This is a genomic window from Streptomyces dioscori, from assembly GCF_003024195.1.
GTDB lineage: Bacteria > Actinomycetota > Actinomycetes > Streptomycetales > Streptomycetaceae > Streptomyces > Streptomyces dioscori.
Genome location: NZ_KZ679053.1, coordinates 102,297 through 123,084 on the forward strand (window position 1 = coordinate 102,297; position 20,788 = coordinate 123,084).

The following is a 20,788-nucleotide window of genomic DNA, read 5'->3' on the forward strand; positions in this document are numbered from 1 at the left end:
GAAGTACGGTCACTCGTCGCCCCCCTCACGTACAAGGGACTTGATCCACGCGCTGACGGCGGCGGCCGTGGTCTGGGAGTGCTGCTGCCACAATGAGAAGTGGTCGCCGGGGACGTCGACTTGGGTGTGGGGAAGGGGCCACGAGGTACGCCATTCCTCGCCGTGAACGTGCCGGGCCATTGCAGTGGTCGGCGCGGTGGCGCGCACCAGCAGGGTGGGTGCGCCGACCGGCTGCGGCTGCCAGTTGAGGAACATGCGCGTATACGCCCCCAATGCCGCGACACCTGCGTCCTCGTCGCCCGTGAACGCGTGCCCGCCCAAGTGCGGTGCGATGACTGCAGGCAGCGACAGCAGCCACTCCTTGTCACTGTTGCCGTCGTGGATGAGGTAGGTGTCCAGCAGCACCTGCCCGGCGGGAGCCACACCCATGGCCTCAAGGCGCTGGGTGACGGCCTGCGCGACCGCGCCGCCCGTGCTGGCGCCGACGGTCACGAAGCGCCGTTCGCCCAGGTGCCGCAGCAGCGAGTCGGCGTGCGTGAGGGCAAGCGTCTCCACGTCGGCCGGCAGTTCGTTGCCCGCACCGACTCCGGGGTGCGGAAACTCGAAGACGTCCCACTCGCCCTCAAAACAGGCATGGAAGCGGGCGAATTCGCCGCCGGGGGCGGCGAGGGTCGGCTGGATGCCCGGGAAGAAGACGAGTACCGGGCGTTCGCCGGGTCCGGTCGCGCGCCGCACCGGTGGCAGTGCGTGCCGTCGGCTGTCGACCGCCTGATAGGTCGGGACGGCCCAGGACGCGGTGACGAGCATCTGCATCGCGTCGATCACCCGGCCTGCTTCGCAGACTTGCCGGTAAAGGGAGGACAGGGTCTGCGCGGGCCGCCCCGTCGGCTGCCCGATGCGTCTTGGGGTCGTGGGCAGATCGTCCTCAAGCAGACCGAGTACGTAACGGGCCAGATCCTGTGGTGTCGGATGCTCGAAGACCACAGTGGCGGGGAGCCTGAGCCGCAGCGCCACGCTCAGCCGATTACGGAGCTGTACCGCCGTCAGAGAGTCGAGACCCAGCTCGATGTATGACCTGCCCGGTGGGAACGAGGCGGCGTCCGGGTAACCGAGTACGTGCGCCACATCAGCATTGAGCAACTCCACCAGGGTGTTCAGACGCTGTGCGGGTGACACTTCGGCCAGCAGGCTGCGCCAGCTGCCAGGCTGTTCCCGTCCGCCCGGGTTCGGGTGGCCGCCTTGGGGCGGAGATGCGGCAGGACGCACCAGATCCCGCAGGAGCGGCGGCACATGTGTCCGGGCGGAACGGAGGGCGGCCCGGTCCAGCAGGGCCGGAACCACCACGGGCTCGCTCGTACGAAGCGCCGCGTCGAACAGGGCGAGCCCTTGATCCACGGTGAGTGGCCGAAGCGCGTCCGACGTCAGCCGGGGCGCGGCGGTCATCCCGCTTTCCGTGCTCCAGGGCCCCCAGGCCAGCGAGAGGGCAGGCAACCCCAGCCGGGTGCGGTGGCGGGCCAGGGCGTCGAGGAAAGAGTTCGCCGCGGCGTAGTTCGCCTGGCCCGCGCGGCCCAGCAGGCCGGACACGGAGGAGAACAGGATGAAAGCCGACAGGTCCAGATCCTTGGTCAGTTCGTGCAGATACCACGCCGCGTCTGCCTTCGGACGGAGCACCGTCGCCATGCGTTGCGGTGTGAGGGATGCCAGAACACCGTCGTCCAGTACCCCAGCGGCATGCACCACGCCGGTCAGGGCCGGTCCGTACTCGCTGATGGCATCGGCCAGCGCTGCCCGGTCGGTGACGTCACAGGCGATGATGCGAACCTTGGCGCCCAGTTCCACCAACTCGGAGTGCAGTGCTGCGGCGCCCGGTGCTCCGGGTCCGCGGCGTCCGATCAGCACCAGGCGGCGCACGCCGTATGACGCCACGAGGTGTCTGGCGAGTTCTGCACCGAGGGCGCCGGTACCGCCGGTGATCAACAGCGTGCCCTCCGGGCGGAATGCCACAGGTGTACCTTCGGCGGCGGACCGTGCCAGGCGCGGCACCGTCAAACGCCCCTCGCGAATGGCGAGTTGCGGTTCTCCCGAGGCGACGGCCGCGGTTAGCTGCCGCAGTGATGCCGGTCGCTCGTCCACATCGACGAGCACGATCTGTCCCGGCAGCTCCGACTGGGCCGCGCGCACCAGTCCCCACACCGCGGCTCCCGCTGTGTCCGGCGCAGCTGTCGTGGAGGTGGCGTTGCGTGTGACGACCACCAACTGGGAGCCCGCCGTCCGCGGATCGTGCTGCCAGCTCTGGAGAGCGCGGTGCACTTTGTCGGTCAGCTGGTGCAGGGCGGTGAGGGGGTCGGCGTCCCCCGCGGGTCCGGCCGCCGTGACGACTACGGTGTGCGGATCGGGGGCAGGGGGGAACGCCGGCTCGGGGAGCGCCCCTGACAGGTCCAGTCCGTCGTCCGAGGTGTCGTCCAGGAGGGCCCAGCGTGAGGTGTCCGCGGAATGTCCCCCTGCTACGACTGTCCACTCGGGGAGCAACAAGGCTTGCTGGGCCAAGCCGCCACCGGCGGTGGGCAGTTCGCGGGTCGCCATGGAGCCGATGTGGGCCACCGGACTGCCATCGGGGGTTTCGAGAGTTGCTGTGACCGTGTCCGCGGCCGCACCGGGTGAGATCCGTACCCGGACCTCTGTGGGACCTGTCGTGCCGGGCTGGAAGCCGTTCCACGAGAAGGGAACGCGGATGGCTGCATCGGCTGCCGTCCCGGTGAGCAGGGGAGCGTGCAGTGCCGCGTCCAGCAGGGCGGGATGGATCCCGTAGCCGCCAGCTGCGGTCCGTTCCGCTTCCGGCAGCCGGGCCTCGACGAACAGTTCGTCGGCCCGCCGCCACATCGCCCGTACGCACCGGAAGGCGGGACCGTAGGCGAGGCCCGTGTCCGCGAGTGTGTCGTAGGCGTCGGCGAGGTCGATCTCGGTAGCGCCCTCCGGAGGCCACACCGATTCCTTGGTCGCCACGGGAGGAGAGGCCGGTCCGAGGAAGCCGGTGGCATGCCTGGTCCAGGAGCCGTCCGCGCCGTCCGGCTCGTCACTCCGTGCGTGGATGTCAAAGGGCCGCCGGCCCGCGTCGTCAGCGGCGCTCACGACGACCTGGAGGCGCAGTTCACCGGCTGGTGGGAGGGGCAGCGGAGTGAGGACGAGGAGCTCGTCCAGTGCACCGCACCCCATCTCGCGGCCCGCCCGCGCGGCCAGCTCCACGAACACCGTTGAAGGGATGACGGCCGATCCGGAGACCGTGTGATCGGACAGCCACGGCTGAGCCGCGGCGGAGAGGCGACCGGCGAACACCGTCCGGTCGGTGTCCGGTACGGCGAACCCCGGGTCCAGCAGCGGATGATTTGCAACGGCCGCAGCGGGACGTGGCGTGGCCAGGGCCGGCAGCCAGTACCGCTGCCGGTGGAAGGCATACGTCGGCAGGTCCACCCGCCGTGCACCGGTGTGAGCGAACACGGCGGGCCAGTCGACGCGCGCTCCGTGCACATGGAGCCGCGCCATCGCGGAGAGGAGGGCCTCGGACTCGGGCTTGTCGGCGGGGAACGAGGCGACGAAGATGCCGTCACCCCTCAGGCAGTCCTCGGCGGCGGCGGTGAGGCCGGTGCCGGGGCCGATTTCCAGGCACGCCGAGACGCCCGTGTCCGCGAGGGAGAGCACGGCGTCGGCGAAGCGGACCGGTTGGCGTGCGTGCCGGACCCAGTACTCCGGTGAGCAGAGCTCATCTGCCTCGGTCGGACGGCCCGTCAGGGTGGAGATCACCGGTAGGCGCGCAGGACGGAACGTCAGCCCTCGCGCAACTCGGCGGAAGTCGTCGAGCATCGGTTCCACCAAGGGGGAGTGGAAGGCATGGCTGACGCGCAAACGGGCGGTTCTGCGGCCCCGTAGCCTGAACTCCGCCTCGATGGCCAGCACCATGTCCCGCAGGCCGGAGATCACCACTGTGCGCGGGCCGTTGACGGAGGCGATCGCCACCGGCCCGTCGGCGTCCGCCAGCGCCTTGAGCACCTCCGCCTCCGAGGCATGCAGAGCCACCATCGCACCGTTGTCCGGAAGAGCCTGCATCAACCTGCCTCGCGCGGCGACGAGGTGAGCCGCGTCCGAGAGATCCAGAACCCCGGCGACATGGGCGGCGGCAAGCTCCCCCACGGAGTGGCCCACCAGGAAGTCGGCGGACACCCCCCACGACGCCAGCAGCCGGAACGCGGCGACCTCGAAGGCGAACAGGCCGGCCTGGGTGAAGTCTGTGCGGTTGAGCAGGGCAGCCTCGGGCGAGCCGGGCTCGGCGGAGAGCACCGCGGTCAGCGGCAGAGTGAGGTGACCGTCCAGCTCCGCACAGACCTCGTCGAAGGCGGCGGCGAAAACCGGGAACGCCGTACGCAGCTGCGCGCCCATGCGGGGACGTTGGGCGCCCTGGCCGGTGAACAGGAACGACGTACGCAGGTCTGTGTCGGCGACAGCTCGTACCGAGTCCAGGACCTCGCGGCCGTCGGCCAGCCCGTGCAGTGCGGCCGTCATACGGGAACGGTCCCCTGCCGCAACCATCGCACGGTGGGTGAGCGCCGACCTCGATACCGCCAGTGAGAAACCTACGTCGGACGCTGAGAGATCGGGCCGGGCCGCCAAGTGGTCCGCCAGACGCCGGGCTTGGGACCGCAGAGCCTGTTCGTCGGCGCCGGAAAGAATCCAGGGCGCCGTCACCGCGGCGCCAGAACCGTCAACGGGCGGGACCGGGGGCTCCTCCAGGATCACGTGGGCGTTCGTCCCGCCGATACCGAAGGCCGAAACACCGGCCCGGCGCGGTGCGGAGCCCTGCGCGGGCCAGGGGTGGGACTCGGCCAGCAGTGCTACGTGCCCCGTGGACCAGTCGACCTTCGGCGTGGGGTTCTGCGCGTGAAGCGTCCGGGGCAATTCCTCATGACGCATGGCCTGCACCATCTTGATGACCCCCGCGACACCGGCAGCTGCCTGTGTGTGCCCGAGGTTGGACTTGACGGAACCGAGCCACAAGGGCGGCCCGTCCGCGGGTCGGCCCTGCCCGTACGCGGCCAGCAGGGCCGTTGCCTCGATGGGGTCGCCGAGCATGGTGCCCGTGCCGTGTGCCTCGACCACGTCCACGTCGCCCGGTCGGAGGCCCGCGTCGGCCAACGCTCGCTCGATCAGGCGTTGTTGGGCCTGGCCGTTCGGGGCCGTGAGGCCGTTGGAGGCGCCGTCGGAGTTGACGGCGGACCCGCGCAGTACGGCCAGCACGGGATGGCCGTGGCGGCGGGCGTCGGACAGCCGCTCCAGCAGGACGAGGCCGACGCCCTCGGCCCAGGCGGTTCCGTCGGCGGCGGCCGAGAAGGACTTGCAGCGGCCGTCGGGTGCGAGCGTGCGCTGTCGGCTGAAAGCGGTGAACGCCCTGGGAGTCGCCATCACGGTCACTCCGCCGGCCACGGCGAGGGAGCACTCACCGGAGTGCAGCGCCTTGGCCGCCCAGTGCAGCGCCACCAGCGAGGACGAACAGGCGGTGTCGAGCGTGATGGCGGGTCCGCGCAGGCCGTAGACGTAGGAGACGCGGCCGGAGGCCACGCTTCCGGTCGCACCCAGGGCCAGGTGGGCCTCCACGTTGTGCGGGTCGACGGGGCGGAAGGCGTAGTCACCGTGCATCACGCCCACGAAGACGCCCGTGTCGCTGTCGCGCAGGGCGCTCGGTGCGATACCGGCCCGCTCCCACAGTTCCCACGAGGTCTCCAGCAGCAGCCGCTGCTGCGGGTCCATGGCCAGTGCCTCGCGGGGGGAGATGCCGAACAGCTGCGGGTCGAACTCTGCGGCCTGGTGCAGAAAGCCGCCGTTGCGGGTGTACGAGGTGCCTGTGCGGTCCGGGTCCGGGTCGTAGAGGGCGGCCAGGTCCCAGCCGCGGTCCGTGGGGAATCCGGTGATCGCGTCGCGGCCCGCCGACACCAGGTCCCACAGGTCGTCGGGAGAGTTCACCTCGCCGGGATAGCGGCAGGCCATGGCGACGATGACCACGGGGTCGGCCGTGTCGGGGCCTGCGGCGGGGCGTTGTCCGGCGTTGACGTGCGGGAGGAAGAGCGTGTTGTGGATCTGCCGGGTCAGTGCAGCCGGAGTGGGGTGATCGAAGACCAGCGTCGACGCAAGCCGCAGTCCGGTTGCCTCGCCCAGGCGGTCCGTCAGCGTCACGGCGCCCACGGACGTGAGCCCGAGATCGGCGAAGGTGCTGTCGCTGTCGAGAGCCTCGTGCGCTGTGTCACCGCAGACGGCGGCCGTCTCGGCGAGCACCGCTTCACGCAGTGTGCGCTCGCGCGCGTGCGGGGGAAGGGACAGCAGGTGCCGTCGCAGAGCGGCATCGGTGCCCGCGGAGCCGGCCCGACGGGCACTTGTCGTGGTCCGGGCTGTGCTGGTGACGACCGCGTGGCGGGCGATCTTTCCGGATGCCGTGCGCGGGACAGTCGCTATCTCACGGATCTCGACGGGCACTTTGAACTCGGCCAGGTGCGCGCGGCAGGCGTCCAGGAGGTCGCTGGGATCGAATCCCTCCGGTCCCGGTACAACATGGGCGACGGGTACTTCACCGAGGATCTCGTGCGGCAGGCCCACCACCACCGCGTCCCGCACACCGGGACAGCGCAGAAGCACCTGCTCGATCTCCGCGGGGTGGATGTTCTCGCCGCCACGAATGATCAGCTCGCTGACCCGGCCGGTGACGACGAGATGACCGTGCTCGACGCGCCGGCCGAGGTCTCCGGTGCGGTACCAGCCTTCATACAGCGCGGCCTCGGTCTCCTCGGTCTGGTTGTGGTAGCCGCTCATCAGGCTCGGACCGCGTACCCAGATCTCGCCTTCGTCGCCGTCGGCGACGTCGGTGCCGAGACCGGGGTCCACGACGCGTACGACCATTCCGGGAACGGGCGGTCCGCACGATCCGTCGAGCCGTGGTTCGTCCGGACGCATCACCGCGATCATTCCGCAGGTCTCGGTGCTGCCGTAGGCGTTGAGGAGCGGTGCTCCCAGCAACGTCTCCACGGACGTGCGCAGAGAGGGGGCACTCGGTGCCCCGGCCACGATGCAGGCGCGCAGGCCATACGTCAGAGGTGTGTGTGCCGATGCCACGAGCTGGTGGTAGGTGGCGGGTACTCCGGCAAGGAGGGTGTAGGGGCCGTCCAGGGCCGGGTGAGGGGTGTCGAGTTCACGCAACAGTCCATCGGGCGGGAGGTGTTCGGCCATGAGTCTCGCGCTCGCACCGGTAGCGGTGACGCCCAGGACGGCGAAGGAATGCCCGAAACTGTGGGACAGCGGCAGCGGCCACAGAATCCGGTCCTGGGACGAGAGACCGAAGACGGGCGCGTAGCACGCCGCCGTCGACCACAGCGCGGCGCGCTGCGTGGACACCACGGCCTTGGGGCGGTGCGTGGTGCCGGACGTATAAAGCATCCAGGCCGGCTCGTCGAGTCCCAGATCGTCCCGCGGTGAGTCGCGGGTGTCGGTGGCGGCGATCCGGAAAAGGGCCGTGCCCTCCGGGGCGTCCTCGGGGACGGAGCCGGCGCCCGTGAGCAGTATGCGCGGACTGCCGGACTCGGCGGCGAAGCGGTGCCGCCGGGCCAGCTGAGAGGGGTCGGTCACGAGGACGGACGCGCCGCTGTCCTTGAGGAAGTGGGCGAGCTCGACGTCGGAGGACCGGGGATTGAGCGGCACACCGACCGCTCCTGCCCTGACGGCGGCCAGCAGGATCTCCGCCAGCTCCACACAGTTGCCCAGACAGACGGCGATCCGGTCCCCGCGCCGTACTCCCATGCGGGCCAGAGACGCGGCCAGGCGCGCTGTGCGCTGCTCCAGATCCTTGTACGTGACGGCACGCGCGTCGTCGGCGAAGGCGACCCGCGAAGGAGACCTCTTCGCGTGTTCCTTCAGCAGTTCCGGCAGCGCCCGGATCAGCCCCTCATCTGCCATCGCCCGCTCCTCTGATACGCGCCGCAGTGCGGCGTTCGCAGGTCCCGTGTTGTCAGACAGAGCCAGCACACCGACGTTGAGGCGGTTTCTCCCAGCCAACACGCTGCCATTGCGCTGCCACCTTAAGATAGAACGTTCGGTGTTGTCTTGTCGATCGCGGGCGGCAGCGCAGGAACGCGGTTCCTAGGGGCCCAGGGTGATGGCGTCAGCAGGCACGCATCGAGTGCCGGAGCGCGCGTGAGGTCGATGAAGCACGCTCTGCTCTGCTTGGCTGATCAACCCGACAGGGCTGCGTCTACGGCTGCTGCGGCATGTAGACGTGCGGTGGGGAAGACCGGAACAGGGCTGTCCGCGGAGCCGATGAGAAGCTCGATTTCCGTGCAGCCCAGGATGATGCCCTCCGCACCGGCGGCGGCAAGGTCCTCTATGACCTTTCGGTAGGCAGTTCGCGATTCGTCCGTCACCACTCCAAGGCAGAGTTCGTCGTAGATGATGCGATGCACGACGGTGCGCTGCTCGGAATTCGGGATGGACACATGCAGGCCGCCGGCCTCAAGGCGGCCCCGGTAGAAGTCCTGTTCCATGGTGAACGCCGTGCCCAGCAGTCCGACCCGGCTCAGGCCCGAAGCCCGTACGGCGTCCGCCGTGGCATCGGCCAGATGCAACAGCGGAATGGACACCGCCGCCTCGACAGCGTCGGCCACCTTGTGCATCGTATTGGTGCAGATGAGCATCAGGTCGGCGCCGGCCGCTTCCAGCGACCGCGCTGCCCCGGCAAGGATCTCGGCGGCTTCCGCCCAGTGTCCCTGGACCTGCATCTGCTCGATCTCCGCGAAGTCGACCGAGTAGAGCACGCATCGAGCTGAGTGGAGCCCGCCAAGTCGTTCGCGTGTGAACTCGTTCAAGAGCCGATAGTACTCAGCCGTCGATTCCCAGCTCATCCCGCCGATCAGACCTATGGTCTTCATCAACGCACTCCTCGCATGCCGTCATCGGGGTTCCGCTCACCTTCCTGACATGCTCGCATAAGCGCAATAAGCTAAGTAACGCAAAGTCATAAGGCTTGCTTTGGTTACTTTGTTCGGGCTCTGACGCAGCCGAGAAGACGACATCTACTGGTCTCGCACCGGGGAGAGTGTCTTTCCTGCCTTCACCTCGCCGTCGTGTGTGCTGACAACCCTGGTTGATGTCTCCGCTGACGGGACGCGTTCGGCGCGTACGGACAGCACGGAGGAGCCGAACAGCAGCACCGCGATGAGGATCGACACGGCAATGATCGCGTGGGTCGACCCGTACGCACCGGCGCTCGCGTAATAGATGCCACCGATGACCGCGACCGACAGAGCGGCGCTGAGCTGAAGGGTCGCGCTGACCAACCCGCTGGCCAGGCCGGCGAAGGTACGCGGGATGTGGGTGACAGTGATGCGGATCAGTGAGGGCAGGGCTAGTCCCTGACCGAAGCCGATGAGTGCCAGGGGTGCGGCGGCCCACGGGGTCTGGTCGAGTGCGGCGACGAGTGCGGCGAAGGCCAGGAAGCCGATGGTTTCCAGCAGCAGGCCGAGAGCGGCGATACGGCGCGGCATGACCCGCATGAGGTGCTGCACGGTCAGCGGTCCGATCAGAAACCCGATACCCAGCGGCAGGATGTCCAGGCTGGCCTGCAGCGGCGTGCGCCCCACGGTCTGCTGGTATTCGGAGAAGATGAGGAAGAACGCAGCGATGGAGTAGAACAGGGCGACCGCTGTCAGTGCGATCCGCACGCCGGGCGCGGTGAGTGCTCGTGGTGGTACCAGGGGCATGACATGGCGGTCTCGGTTACGGCCGGCGCTGAGGGTGGACTCGTAGCGCCAGAACCTGTGCAGCAGGCCGACCGCGACGACGAGGAGGACGAAGCACCACCAGGGCCAGTTCAAGGCGCGTCCCTCGACCAGCGGAATGACGATTCCGGCAAGGCCGGTGAAGAGCAGAACGGCGCCGACCCAGTCGAGTTTCTCCACGCCTCGGGTGTGTGGATCGTGCAGGAACAGGCTGCCCAGCAGGGCGAGGGCGGCGATGGGCAGATTGAGGAGGAAGATCACCCGCCAGCCCAGGCCCCAGAGGTCGGCGGTGACGAGGAGTCCGCCCAGGGACTGGCCGATGACGGCGGCGAGTCCGAGGGTCGCACCGTGGAAGCCGAGGGCGATCGTCTGCTCCCGGCCTTCAAGGCTTGCGCGGATGAGGGCCAGGGACTGCGGGGCTGCGAGGGCCGCGGTGAGACCTTGCAGGATACGACCGACGATGAGCAGCCAGGGTTCCCCGGCCGAACCGCAGAGGAGCGAGGCAAGGGCGAATCCCACGAGGCCGACGAGGAAGACCCGCTGTCGCCCGTACAGATCGCCGAGTCGGCCACCGAGGGTGAGTGTCACGGCGTACGTGGCGGCGTAGCTGGCCACGATCTGCTGGCCCAGAATGTCGCCGCCGCCGAGGTCGTCCTGGATCGAGGGGATGGCGAGGTTGACGATGAAGAAGTCCAGCGGCGGCAGCAGCGTGCCGGCCAGCAGTGTGACCACGCCCACCCATGTCCGGGCCGACGTGTGTGATGTCGAAGTCGAGGTCATTACCTGCCCCTGTTCGCGGCAACATCCGTGTCTTCCGGCTGTCCCCAGAGGGCCAGAAGGGCGTCGGCGGAACGTTGCGTCGTATCGGCGGACACGCCTTCGCGTGCCTGAGTGGAGAGGCCCATGAGGAAGCCGTGGATGAGGCCGGCTATGGCATTCGCATCGGTCCCGGGCTGCAGCGAGCTTTCTGCGATCGCCTCTTGGACCCTGTCCAGGACGCGGGAGTGCGTGACGGTGCTGGACACCAGGCCGTACTGTTCCCAGGCTTTGCGCACCAGCGGAAGGTGCTCGGACACGAAGTAGTCATGATCGAACCGGAAGTCCTCCGCGTTCGACCTGTAGATCACGAAGACGGTTTCCATCGGTTTTCTTCCTCATCGTGTGACCTGCGTACGGGCGGCGCGTGCGCACGCGGCCGTTGCGTGACCAGGTGGGTAGTAGGCGGCCGACGAAGTCGAGCAGCAAGGCGCGGAAGACTTCGGGCTGTTCGAACGGAGCGAGGTGCCCGGCATCCGACAGGACGACGACGTCATCCGCCCCGAGCACATCACCGGGCCGACCAACCATGGGCGCAGTGCCCCCACGTCTGCTGAGCGGGCTCTTCGGAGTTGTGCCGGTCATTCCTGCTGTTCCGTCGGCCGTATCAGGATCTCGTTCACGGCGACGTGGCGCGGCCTGGTGACGATGAAGGCGATGGTGTCCGCCACATCCGCGGGGCGCAGGCATTCCATCGTGGTGTAGCGCTCATACATCCGCTCCTGGACATCAGGGCGGTTCTGCAGGGGCAGTTCGGTCTCCACCGCGCCGGGCTCGACGAGGGAGACACGCAGGTGACGCTGGGTGACCTCCTTGCGGAAGGCTTCCCCGAAGGCGGTCACCGCGTACTTGCTCGCGTTGTAGACACCACCGCCACCGCGCACCATGCGCCCGGCTGTACTGCTGACCAGGACGAGGTCCGTGACCTTTCGGGGGCCGTCGGTCGCCGCCTTGAGCAGGTGCGGGGCAGAGGCGTGGGCCGTGTACATGAGCCCGAGTGTGTTGAGTTCGATCATCCGGCGCCAGTCGTCGGTGTCGGCACCCGCGATCGGTCCGAGGATCATGGCGCCCGCGTTGGCCACCACGGTGTCGAGACGGCCGTATGCCTCGACGGTGCGGGTGACGGCGGCTTCGGCCTGTGCTTCGTCGGTGAGGTCGGCGCCCACGGCCAGAGCGTGGCCACCGGTCTTCTCGATCTGCTCGACGAGGCCGTCCAGACGGTCCATCCGGCGGGCGACGACGGTCACGCTTGCACCGAGTGCGGCCAGCGCGAGCGCAGTGCCCTCACCGATCCCGCTGCTGGCTCCGGTCACCAGCGCGACTGTGCCGGTCAGGGGGCCGTTGCTGGCAGGCCCTTGGAAAATGCGCGCGAACTCCGCGCCGCGAGGATGACTGGTCATGAAGCCAACCGTAGGAGCGCGAGGACCGGCGTGGGAGGGAGCGGTACACCCACCGATGCCGTCGGGCAGTACGCGGTCGGTGCCGTTCAGCGGCAGGGTGGCGACGACGGTCGGGGTCCTACTCCTGGCAGGCAAGGCGGCCGTAGGTCCTGTCCACAGGACAGGTGTCGTCTCGCCCGGCTCAGGTTCGGCCTCAGGACGTGGGTGTGGTCTTGGCGGAGTCGGTGGCGCCGTCGGCTCGCTTGTCCGTTGCGCGGGGCAGAGGCCAACGGGTGCGGGTTGCGAGACCGAGGGCGGAGAGTACGGCCGCGACGGCGAAAGCCTTGCCGACTCCTGTGCGGGCCACGATGCCCCACGCCGCACTTGCCGCAGCGACCACGGCGCCGGAGGTGACGACGTAGGCCGCCATGACTCGGGCACGCAGTGCGTCGTCGACCACGCGTTGCGCCGCGACGTAGGCGCACGTGCTGCCGAGCGTGTAGGCGATACCTGAGAGCAGCAGGGCACTGCCGACGACGACAGGCTGGGTGCAGATGGCCGCGGTAACCAGTGCGACGGTGAGCAGGGCGGCTGAGAAGACCATGCCCCATTCCTCTCCGCGCCCCTCGACCCGGGACCAGACGGTCACCGACAGCGCCGCGCCGGCACCGAACATCGCCAAGAGGGCCCCGAAACCACTTCCGTTGAGGCCGAGTCGCTCATCGGCAAGGACAGGTGCCAGGGCCATCACCGAGGTGGCCGGCACGATGAAGATCGCGAGGCGGGCCAGGATCTGGCGCTGTGGCGCCGCCATGATGCATCGAAGACCGGCGCGGAGTGACCGTCCGAACGACTCCGTGGGCGGCGGTGCCGGAGAGGGCGCCTTCCAGACCAGGATGGCCAGCACCGTGCAAGTGAGGCTCAAAGCATTGATGGCGAAAACCCATGGGGTGCCGAGTGCGGCGATCACCAGGCCGGCGAGGGCTGGCCCGGTGGCTTGAGCCACGTTGAATGTCAGACCGTTCAACGCGATCGCTCGGCCGGCGAGTCGGCCGGGCACCAGCGACGGCTGGAGAGCTGCCCAGGTGGGTGCGGCGACTGCTGTACCGAGGCCGATGGCGAAGGTCAGCGTGAGCACGACCAGTGGGTCGGCCCGACCGAGCCACGTGGCCACGGACAAGGCGGTTGCGCTGAGGGCCATCCATGCTTGGCATGCGATGAGCAGAAGCCGGCGGTTGAGCCTGTCCGCGAGGGTGCCGGCGACGAAGCCGAGCCCCACCAGGGGCGCATAGGTAGCAGTCTGGATCAAGGACACCTGCAGGGGCGAACCTCCGTTGTCCTGGATCGCCCATGCTGAGCCGGTTGCCTGCATGAGCCGCCCCACATTGGCGACCAGTTGGGTCACGAACAAGATCCGGAACGCACCGTACGCAAAAGGGGCCCACGTGGAGACTGGCTCTGATTCGCGCGAAGTCGGGGCTTCTCCGGGAAGGGCCGGAGTGATGACCCGCCCTCGCCCCTGCTGTCGTCTGATCATGCGGTGGGCCTACTTCGTGGTCGCTGGGCATACCGATCGAGACCGCATGGGGCGGTCCGGTACAGGTGCGGTGCTGGAGACGGGACACGCGGCTGCCGAGTCTGCGGGGCGCCGGCCCTGGATCTGCGTCAAGCCAGGTGCCGCCGGCGAAGGTGCCTGGCGGCGGCGAGGTGCGATATCTCGCGCTCGACGAGCTCGTCGAGCGTCTGACGGTCGGTTCCCAGCCCGACGATCGTCCACCGGTTGTCCTTGCTCTTGAACGACTCGACGTCAGCGGCCTGGATCCACGAGTCGGTGTCGACGGTGAAGAGGAGCTCTTCCGAGGTCGTGTCACGGCGGACGACACCGTCGATGACGTGCACCCGGCGCTCGTAGATGGTGCGGGCCTCGCCGAGGGAGCCCCGCACCGTCCGTTCGAGGACCGTGGCGCCGCGCTTGCGCCGGGCGTACCGCCATGCCTCGTCAGCGCTTGAGAAGACCTCGACCTCGCTCTCCATGGTGCGCACTACATGCACCGTGCGACCGCCGTCGTGAACGTTCATCCGTAGCTCCTCTGTCCGGATCGAGTACGCCGTCTCAAGCGGCCGGCAGCCGGTGGCTGCAGTGGCCGCGTGAGGGGCGGAGTGAGACTGCGCCCCTCACCTCCCGTCACTGAGGGCGCTGAGGTGTACCCGCCGCGCTGATGTCGAAGACCGTTCCGGTGACGGTGAGGGCGTCATGGCTTGAGGCCAGCAGGATGTAGGTGCCGACGTAGTCAGCCGGTTCGATCACCCTCTCCAAGGCCGAGTACTTCTCCTGGTAGTCCTGGATCGGAATGTCCTTGATCTGCTGCTGATCCAGGCCGAGTGACTTCGGTCCGCTCAGGTTCGTCGCCATCCCTCCCGGAGCGACTCCGTTCACCCGGATCTCCGGTGCCAGCTCATAGGCCAGCTGCCGCACGACGCCGAGTCCGGCATGTTTCGTCGCGGTGTAGAGGACGCCGCCGCCCTGTGGATAGAAGGACGCGTTGGACAGCGTGAGAATGACCGTGCCACGCGATTCTCTGAGTGCGGCCGCTGCCGCCCTCGCGCCCAGCAGGTAGCCCAGCACGTTCACGGCGAAGAGCTCACGGAATCCGGCTTCGAGTTCAGTCGGCGAGAGGTCCACCAGGGCGCGGCTGAAGTCCCACAACCCGACATTGCCTATGAATACGTCGAGCCGGCCGAAGGCGTCCACAGCAGCAGCGACAGCCCGCTCGTTGTCCGCGTACGAGGTGACGTCGCCGGTGACGACGCTGAGGTCGCCGCTGCCGATCGCCTCCAACGAGGCGGCTTTGGCAGGGTCTCGTTCGAGGACCACGATCCGGGCACCCTCGTCGAGGAAGCGCTCCACGATGGCTCGCCCGACCCCGGAGCCGCCGCCGGTGAGCAGGACGACACGTCCCTCAAGTCCGCGCACGTCGATGTGTCCTTTCCGTCGGGTCCGCTCAGTGGTGGTTGGTGACGAACTCGGTCACGAGCCGGTTGAACTCCGCGGCGTGTTCGAGTTGTGCCCAGTGGCCGCATCGGTTCAACAGGACCATCCGCGAGTCCTGGATCATCGACATCGCGCGGAGACTGATTTCCCAGTGGACGGTTCGGTCGTCGCGGCCGTGGACGATGAGCGCCGGCACGCTGGAGGTGTGCAGAGCCTGTGCCGCGGACATGAAGGCGTCCTGACCCAGGCCGACCTTGGCGCGCGCGAGCCAGTCGTTGAGGTGATCGGGGTGCGCCAGTGCTGCCCGCGATCGTTGTTCGGCGAGCTCGTCGGTCGCGAAGGTGGGGTCGAAGCACATCACCTGGACCAACCGCTTGAAGTTCTCCGGCGACGGGTCCTGGTAGGTCTCGACGAGGACTTTGAATCCTTCGGTCATTCCGGCCGGGGACAGCACGTTCACGCCCCACACCCCGGATCCCATCGTGATGAGGTGAGACACCCGTTCCGGCCAGCGAGCCGTCATGACGATGCCGACCCCGCCGCCCATCGAGTTGCCCACGATCGCCGCCCGCTCGATGTCGAGGGCGTCCATGAGCTGCTTGACGGCCTCGCCTTGGTCGAAGCCGGTCTCCACGTTCTGGCGGCTCGACTCGCCCCAGCCCGGCATGGTGACCGCGATGACCCGGAACCGCTGTGACAGTGGACCGATGTTCGGGGCGAAGTTGGACCATCCCGTCGCGCCGGGACCGGTGCCGTGGATCAGGAGGACCGGGTGGCCCTCGCCGGCTTCGTTGATCTGGATCTCGTAGTCCGGAGTACGAACGATCCTTCTCGTACTGTCGTCGGTAGGCGCTGTTGCAGAATCGGTCCGGGTCGTCATGGCGTGCGGGCTCCTCGTCGGTCGGATGGGTGGCTCAGTCGGGAAGGTTGACGAAGACGTCGTCGCCCTCGACCTTGACGGCGTAGGTACTGACCGGGCAGGTCGCCGGGAGACTCAGCACGGCTCCGGTTCTTATGCAGAACTTGGCGAAGTGCCACCCGCACTCGACCACGTCCCCCTCCACGTATCCGTCGGCCAAGGACGATTCGTCATGTGTGCACGTGTCGTCGATCGCGAAGTATTCGTCGTCGACGTTGAAGAGGGCGATCGGGCGCTCCTGCTTGAGCTGGAAGCCCTCGCCTTCCTCAAGGTCGGACGTGCTGCAGGCTTTCGTCCAGGTCACGTGGTCGTCACATCCCTCTTGGAGTCGGGTCGCGGGCTTGAGCCGCGCGTGATGGTTCTGATCAGGTTCCTGAGCTCCAGCCCGTCGTCTACCAGCGCGTCTCGGTGGGTTCCGACGGGGAGCTGAATGAGTCGGCGTGCTGCTCCGACATCGCGAGGGCGGTCGAAGCCGCAGACGGCGACGACGACTTCGTGGCGGAGCCAGAACCCCAGGTAGGACTTCGACGTCGCATCGTGCCGCATGACGAGTTCATCGGTCGCGTGGGGACGGCCGAACATCTGGAATGTGCGTCCGAACTGATCGGACCAGACGTACGGCGTCTCGGTGAACGCCGTCGGATGCCCGGCCATGGTGGCGCCCACCGCGGCGCCGTGCTTCATGGCGACGTCCCAGTGCTCGATGCGGCCCGGCCCGGTGACAAGGTGCGGGTGCGGCTGACTCGCCACGTCCCCTGCGGCGTACACCCATGACACGTCGGTACGTCCATGGGCGTCGACGACGATGCCTTGGCCGTCCGTCCCTACCCCGATCGCACGGGCCAGTTCGGTGCGCGGCTCCACTCCGATACCGACGACGACTGTTGCCGCCGGGAGCAGGGTGCCGTCGTCGAGCACGACCCTCTCGACTGTGTCCGCGCCCTCCAACCGCTCCACGGTTCGACCCAGGACGAACCGCACTCCTCGGCTCTGGTGGAGGTCGAGCAGGTGGGAGCCGATGCGCTCGTCAAGCGTTTGCAGTGGTCGCAGGCCGACCTCGACCACGGTGACGTCGAGCCCGTGCTCGCGGGCAAGGGCGGCGATCTCCAGTCCGATGAAGCCCGCTCCGATGATCACGAGTGGGCCGCCGGCGGAGAAGCGGTCCGCGAGCAGGGCGGCATCGGACGCATCACGCAGTACAAGGACGTGGGCCAGGTCGGAGCCCGGGACAGTCAGTCGTCGCGCCGCTACTCCGGTGCTCAGCAGGAGGGTGTCGATCTTCAGTGAGTCGTCGGCACCGAGGTGGAGCGTGCGAGAGACCGGATCGATGCCGCGGACCTCGGAGCCGAGCCGGAGCTCGATGTCAAGTTCGGTGAATCTGCTGGGCGGAACGATCGGACGGAGTGTGCGGTCCGCCAGCTTCGACAGAGGTGGACGCTCGTACGGCGGGTGAGGGTCACGATCGATGATCGTGACCCGTCCGTCATGTCCGAGCGAGCGCATCGCGATCGCGGCTGAGACGCCCGCAGCACTGGCCCCCACGATCGCACTGTGCTGCATGTCGTTCTCCTTCGGGAAAGTCACTCGCTACCGACCATTGACCACTGACGTCTGAGATACCGTATCTTACATCTCGACTGTTGCTCAGGGTGAAACGGTGTAAGCCAGTCGGGAGAGGAGGGTCTGATGGATCTCCAACAGGCCAGGAACGCAGGGGCCGACAGCAGCCACGACACCTCGGCGGGCAAGGCGCTGGCTCTCCTGGACGCGCTGGGCGGACCTCGCGCCGTCATGGGTGTCTCAGAGCTCGCCCAGGTCGTCTGCCTACCCAAAGCGACCGCACACCGCCTCCTGGCGGTGCTCATCGAGAGCGGTTACGTACGACGGGCAGGCGACAAATACGCGCTGTCGACCCGGACATTCGAGCTGGGGAACCAGGTCGCCGTCGCACGTGCGAACGGCTTGCGGGATCGCGCGATGCCGGTGCTGACCGAGCTCTACGCGCAGACCCGCAAAACAGTGCATCTCGCTGTGCCTGCCGGATCGAGCGTGCTGTATGTCGAGAAGCTGTTCGGGCCGGACTCCGTCCGGATCAACACCGCGGTCGGCATGCGTCGACCGCAGTACGCGACGGCGCTCGGGAAAACGCTGCTCGCGTTCTCCGATCCACCGGCCGGCGGATCCATGCAGGCTCGCTACTACCGGTTCACCGCATTCACGATCGCCACCCGCGGCCTGCTGGAGCGGGCTCTCGACGAGGTACGCGACCAGGGTTTCGCCACCGACTTCGAGGAGACGTTCCTCGGCGTCTCGTGCATCGCGGTGCCGGTCCTCGACCGCAGGACTCGCAAACCCGTAGCCGCGTTGTCGCTGTCGACCGAAGCCACGGGCCGCTCCGTCCTGCGCTACAAGAGCGCGATGCTCAAGGCGGCCGAGCAACTGTGCGGCCAGGTCAGCAGATTGGTCGCCTGATGCCAACCGCGGTTCGGTTCGAACAGGCGGAACAGTTTTGTTGTCGGATACGCCGTCTCCTCGCACGATCGGTGGACCGGCGGGACACGCGAACCACAAGGGACGGATCAACGCATGACGAGAGTCGAGGCACTCGGCTACCTGGGCCTCCGGGTGAAGAGCCTGGAGGACTGGGAGGTCTTCGCAACCGAAATTCTAGGGATGACAGCATCTCATCAGGAGATCGACGGTGAGGCCGCACTCGTCCTGCGCATCGACGAGCGTGCTCATCGCCTCACGCTGCGGGCCGGTGACGACGAACTCGACTACGTCGGGTGGCAGGTCTCCGGGCCCGACGCACTCGACGAGGTGGCAGCCGCACTCGACGCGGCCGGCGTCGACTACAAGGACGATGCGAGGCTCGCTGATCTGCGCGGCGTGCGCCGACTGCTGAGCTGCCGCGACCCTGCCGGCTACGCGCTGGAGTTCCACTATGGCCCGAGCATGCTCCAGGAGCCGTTCATCTCGCCCACGGGTGCACGGTTCGTCACGACAACTCCCGACGGCGCGGACACGGGCTTGGGCCACGTCGTCGTGGTGAGCGACAACGTGGAGGAGACGATCGAGTTCTACCGGCGTGTCCTCGGTTTCAAGGTGAGCGACCACATCATCCCGGTGCCGGGGCTGCTCCTGACCTTTCTGCACACCAACGCGCGGCATCACTCTCTCGCGGTGGCCCCGATCCACGGGGACGGACCGGCAGGGATCAATCACTTCATGGTCGAGGTCGACGACCTCGACGTCGTCGGCCGAGCCCTGGACAAGGTGCAGCAGCGCAAGATCCGGCAGCTCGCCACGCTGGGACGCCACACGAACGACAAGATGCTGTCCTTCTACGTGCAGTCCCCGTCCGGCTTCGGAGTCGAGTACGGCACCGACGGGCTGCTCATCGACGACAAGACATGGTCGGTCGTGACCTATGACGCCTCGGCGTACTGGGGTCACAACTTCGACCCCGCGTGACCTTCCTCAGTGACGAGTGGAGAACTGACATGACCATCGAGGCGCCTGGAACCACCGCCTACCTTGAGTCGCTCGTCGACGTGGCGACCGGGGAGCTGGACCGCAGGATCTTCAGTGACGAGGAGATCTTCGATCTGGAGATGAAGCACATCTTCGGGCGGGCCTGGCTCTTCCTGTGCCACGAGACGCAGATCCCGAAGAAGGGCGACTTCTTCGAGGCGCCCATGGGCAAGGACAACGTACTCGTGGTCCGCCAGCGCGACCGCAGCATCAAGGCCCTGCTCAACACCTGCACGCACCGCGGCAATGCGGTGTGCCGGGCCGAGGAGGGCAACGTCCGGAACTTCATGTGCACCTACCACGGCTGGACGTTCGGCCTGGACGGCGAACTCGTCGGGGTGCCAGGGATGTCGGACTTCTACCGCGACGAGCTGGACAGGTCGAAGCACCCCCTGCGCAAGGTGGCCCAGCTCGACACCTACAAGGGTTTCGTCTTCGCCACCATGGACCCGCAGGCACCGCCGCTGCAGGAGTTCCTCGGACGCACGGGCCGGATAGCCATCGACCTGCTGGCCGAGCGCGGTGACATCGAGGCCCGCCCGGGCGTACAGAAGTTCACGCTCAACTGCAACTGGAAGTTCACGGCGGACAACGCCTTCGACTACTACCACCCGCAGATCACCCACATCTCGGCCCAGGCGGTCGGGATGATCCCCAGTGCCGACGTGAACGACACCGGAGGTGCCAAGACCGACGAAGGCAAGGCCCTGGGCGTGCAGCGGCTGCCCACGGACCTCGACACACTGGTCGCGCTCGGCGAATACGGGCACGCGATCTCGGGCCCGAGCCTGGACTCGATGCTGAGGACCCTGCCGCCCGAGATGCACGAGCTCGTCACCTGGCGCAGGAACCCCGGTCCGCTCGCGGCGCTCGGCCCGGTCGGATCCCGGTTCGCCGGCCACCCGCACCTTTTCCCGACCGCCTGGTTCACGATGGACGCACAGATCAGCCTCCGCGTGCCGCGCAGCGCGGGCGTCACCGAGGTGTGGTGGTTCAGCTTCAAGGACCGCAACGAGTCCCCCGAGGAGCAGAAGGCCCAACTGGGCCGCCAGATCCACTCGTTCGGGCCTGCGGGCTTCCTGGAGCAGGAGGACGGCGAGAACTGGTCGCAGAGCACGGCGCAGACCCGTGGCGGCGCCAGCCGGGACATCCCGCAGCTCCTGAAGATGGGCCTCGGCCGCGGAAAGATCATCCACGAGGACGGCGTGGCCCGCATCGAGGCTCCCGTGAACGAGCACGCACAGCTGTGGACCTACCTGTCATGGCTTCAGTGGGTCAAGGGCACCGACTGGGACGAGCTGCGTTCGGCCACCACGCCCGGCGACTACATCTGAGGACTGACGAG

14 protein-coding genes are annotated in these 20,788 nt (G+C 68.0%); 3 read left to right on the forward strand and 11 right to left on the reverse strand.

Annotated elements, in window-relative coordinates; all coding sequences use genetic code 11:
- Positions 1-9: 9 nt before the first annotated feature.
- The 11 genes from C6Y14_RS33745 to C6Y14_RS33800 all read right to left on the reverse strand — a co-directional run bounded on the left by C6Y14_RS33745 (position 10) and on the right by C6Y14_RS33800 (position 17,469).
- Positions 10-7,986, reverse strand: a complete 7,977-nt coding sequence (locus tag C6Y14_RS33745) for a type I polyketide synthase (protein ID WP_107020684.1) — start codon at positions 7,984-7,986, stop codon at positions 10-12.
- A gap of 275 nt (positions 7,987-8,261) precedes the next feature.
- On the reverse strand, positions 8,262-8,954 hold the full coding sequence (locus C6Y14_RS33750; RefSeq protein ID WP_107020685.1) for an aspartate/glutamate racemase family protein: 693 nt from the start codon (positions 8,952-8,954) through the stop codon (positions 8,262-8,264).
- A 144-nt stretch (positions 8,955-9,098) separates the two neighbouring features.
- On the reverse strand, positions 9,099-10,583 hold the full coding sequence (locus C6Y14_RS33755; RefSeq protein WP_199854956.1) for an MFS transporter: 1,485 nt from the start codon (positions 10,581-10,583) through the stop codon (positions 9,099-9,101).
- Entirely contained in the window at positions 10,583-10,945 is a 363-nt protein-coding gene (locus tag C6Y14_RS45290) for a hypothetical protein (protein WP_225891405.1), read from the reverse strand. The genes C6Y14_RS33755 and C6Y14_RS45290 overlap by 1 nt, the downstream gene beginning before the upstream one ends.
- Before the next feature lie 255 nt (positions 10,946-11,200).
- Positions 11,201-12,019, reverse strand: coding sequence for an SDR family NAD(P)-dependent oxidoreductase (locus C6Y14_RS33770; protein ID WP_199854957.1), 819 nt, complete (start codon positions 12,017-12,019; stop codon positions 11,201-11,203).
- Between the two features lie 193 nt (positions 12,020-12,212).
- Positions 12,213-13,535, reverse strand: a complete 1,323-nt coding sequence (locus C6Y14_RS33775; RefSeq protein ID WP_107020687.1) for an MFS transporter — start codon at positions 13,533-13,535, stop codon at positions 12,213-12,215.
- Between the two features lie 128 nt (positions 13,536-13,663).
- Entirely contained in the window at positions 13,664-14,077 is a 414-nt protein-coding gene (locus C6Y14_RS33780) for a hypothetical protein (RefSeq protein WP_107020688.1), read from the reverse strand.
- 106 nt (positions 14,078-14,183) lie between these two features.
- Positions 14,184-14,972, reverse strand: a complete 789-nt coding sequence (gene hcaB, locus C6Y14_RS33785) for a 3-(cis-5,6-dihydroxycyclohexa-1,3-dien-1-yl)propanoate dehydrogenase (RefSeq protein ID WP_107020689.1) — start codon at positions 14,970-14,972, stop codon at positions 14,184-14,186.
- A gap of 28 nt (positions 14,973-15,000) precedes the next feature.
- Positions 15,001-15,870, reverse strand: a complete 870-nt coding sequence (locus C6Y14_RS33790; RefSeq protein ID WP_107020690.1) for an alpha/beta fold hydrolase — start codon at positions 15,868-15,870, stop codon at positions 15,001-15,003.
- A gap of 34 nt (positions 15,871-15,904) precedes the next feature.
- Positions 15,905-16,213, reverse strand: a complete 309-nt coding sequence (locus C6Y14_RS33795) for a bifunctional 3-phenylpropionate/cinnamic acid dioxygenase ferredoxin subunit (RefSeq protein ID WP_107020691.1) — start codon at positions 16,211-16,213, stop codon at positions 15,905-15,907.
- On the reverse strand, positions 16,210-17,469 hold the full coding sequence (locus C6Y14_RS33800) for an NAD(P)/FAD-dependent oxidoreductase (RefSeq protein WP_107020692.1): 1,260 nt from the start codon (positions 17,467-17,469) through the stop codon (positions 16,210-16,212). The genes C6Y14_RS33795 and C6Y14_RS33800 overlap by 4 nt, the downstream gene beginning before the upstream one ends.
- 126 nt (positions 17,470-17,595) lie before the next feature.
- On the opposite strand from C6Y14_RS33800, the gene C6Y14_RS33805 reads away from it, so the two are divergent.
- From C6Y14_RS33805 to C6Y14_RS33815, 3 genes are all read left to right on the forward strand, one after another.
- Positions 17,596-18,381, forward strand: coding sequence for an IclR family transcriptional regulator (locus C6Y14_RS33805; RefSeq protein WP_107020693.1), 786 nt, complete (start codon positions 17,596-17,598; stop codon positions 18,379-18,381).
- 114 nt (positions 18,382-18,495) lie between these two features.
- Positions 18,496-19,383: a VOC family protein gene (locus C6Y14_RS33810; RefSeq protein ID WP_107020694.1), complete on the forward strand. Its 888-nt coding sequence runs from the start codon at positions 18,496-18,498 to the stop codon at positions 19,381-19,383.
- A 29-nt stretch (positions 19,384-19,412) separates the two neighbouring features.
- Entirely contained in the window at positions 19,413-20,777 is a 1,365-nt protein-coding gene (locus C6Y14_RS33815; RefSeq protein ID WP_107020695.1) for an aromatic ring-hydroxylating oxygenase subunit alpha, read from the forward strand.
- The last annotated feature ends 11 nt before the right edge of the window (positions 20,778-20,788 follow it).

Excerpts from the sequence above, each read along its gene's own strand:
- C6Y14_RS33790 (WP_107020690.1), bottom strand. The coding sequence starts at position 15,870 with ATGACGACCCGGACCGATTCTGCAACAGCGCCTACCGACGACAGTACG.
- C6Y14_RS33810 (WP_107020694.1), top strand. The coding sequence starts at position 18,496 with ATGACGAGAGTCGAGGCACTCGGCTACCTGGGCCTCCGGGTGAAGAGC.
- C6Y14_RS33800 (WP_107020692.1), bottom strand. The coding sequence starts at position 17,469 with ATGCAGCACAGTGCGATCGTGGGGGCCAGTGCTGCGGGCGTCTCAGCC.
- C6Y14_RS33815 (WP_107020695.1), top strand. The coding sequence starts at position 19,413 with ATGACCATCGAGGCGCCTGGAACCACCGCCTACCTTGAGTCGCTCGTC.
- C6Y14_RS33750 (WP_107020685.1), bottom strand. The coding sequence starts at position 8,954 with ATGAAGACCATAGGTCTGATCGGCGGGATGAGCTGGGAATCGACGGCT.
- C6Y14_RS33780 (WP_107020688.1), bottom strand. The coding sequence starts at position 14,077 with ATGAACGTTCACGACGGCGGTCGCACGGTGCATGTAGTGCGCACCATG.
- C6Y14_RS33755 (WP_199854956.1), bottom strand. The coding sequence starts at position 10,583 with ATGACCTCGACTTCGACATCACACACGTCGGCCCGGACATGGGTGGGC.
- C6Y14_RS33770 (WP_199854957.1), bottom strand. The coding sequence starts at position 12,019 with ATGACCAGTCATCCTCGCGGCGCGGAGTTCGCGCGCATTTTCCAAGGG.
- C6Y14_RS33775 (WP_107020687.1), bottom strand. The coding sequence starts at position 13,535 with ATGATCAGACGACAGCAGGGGCGAGGGCGGGTCATCACTCCGGCCCTT.
- C6Y14_RS45290 (WP_225891405.1), bottom strand. The coding sequence starts at position 10,945 with ATGGAAACCGTCTTCGTGATCTACAGGTCGAACGCGGAGGACTTCCGG.
- C6Y14_RS33745 (WP_107020684.1), bottom strand. The coding sequence starts at position 7,986 with ATGGCAGATGAGGGGCTGATCCGGGCGCTGCCGGAACTGCTGAAGGAA.
- C6Y14_RS33805 (WP_107020693.1), top strand. The coding sequence starts at position 17,596 with ATGGATCTCCAACAGGCCAGGAACGCAGGGGCCGACAGCAGCCACGAC.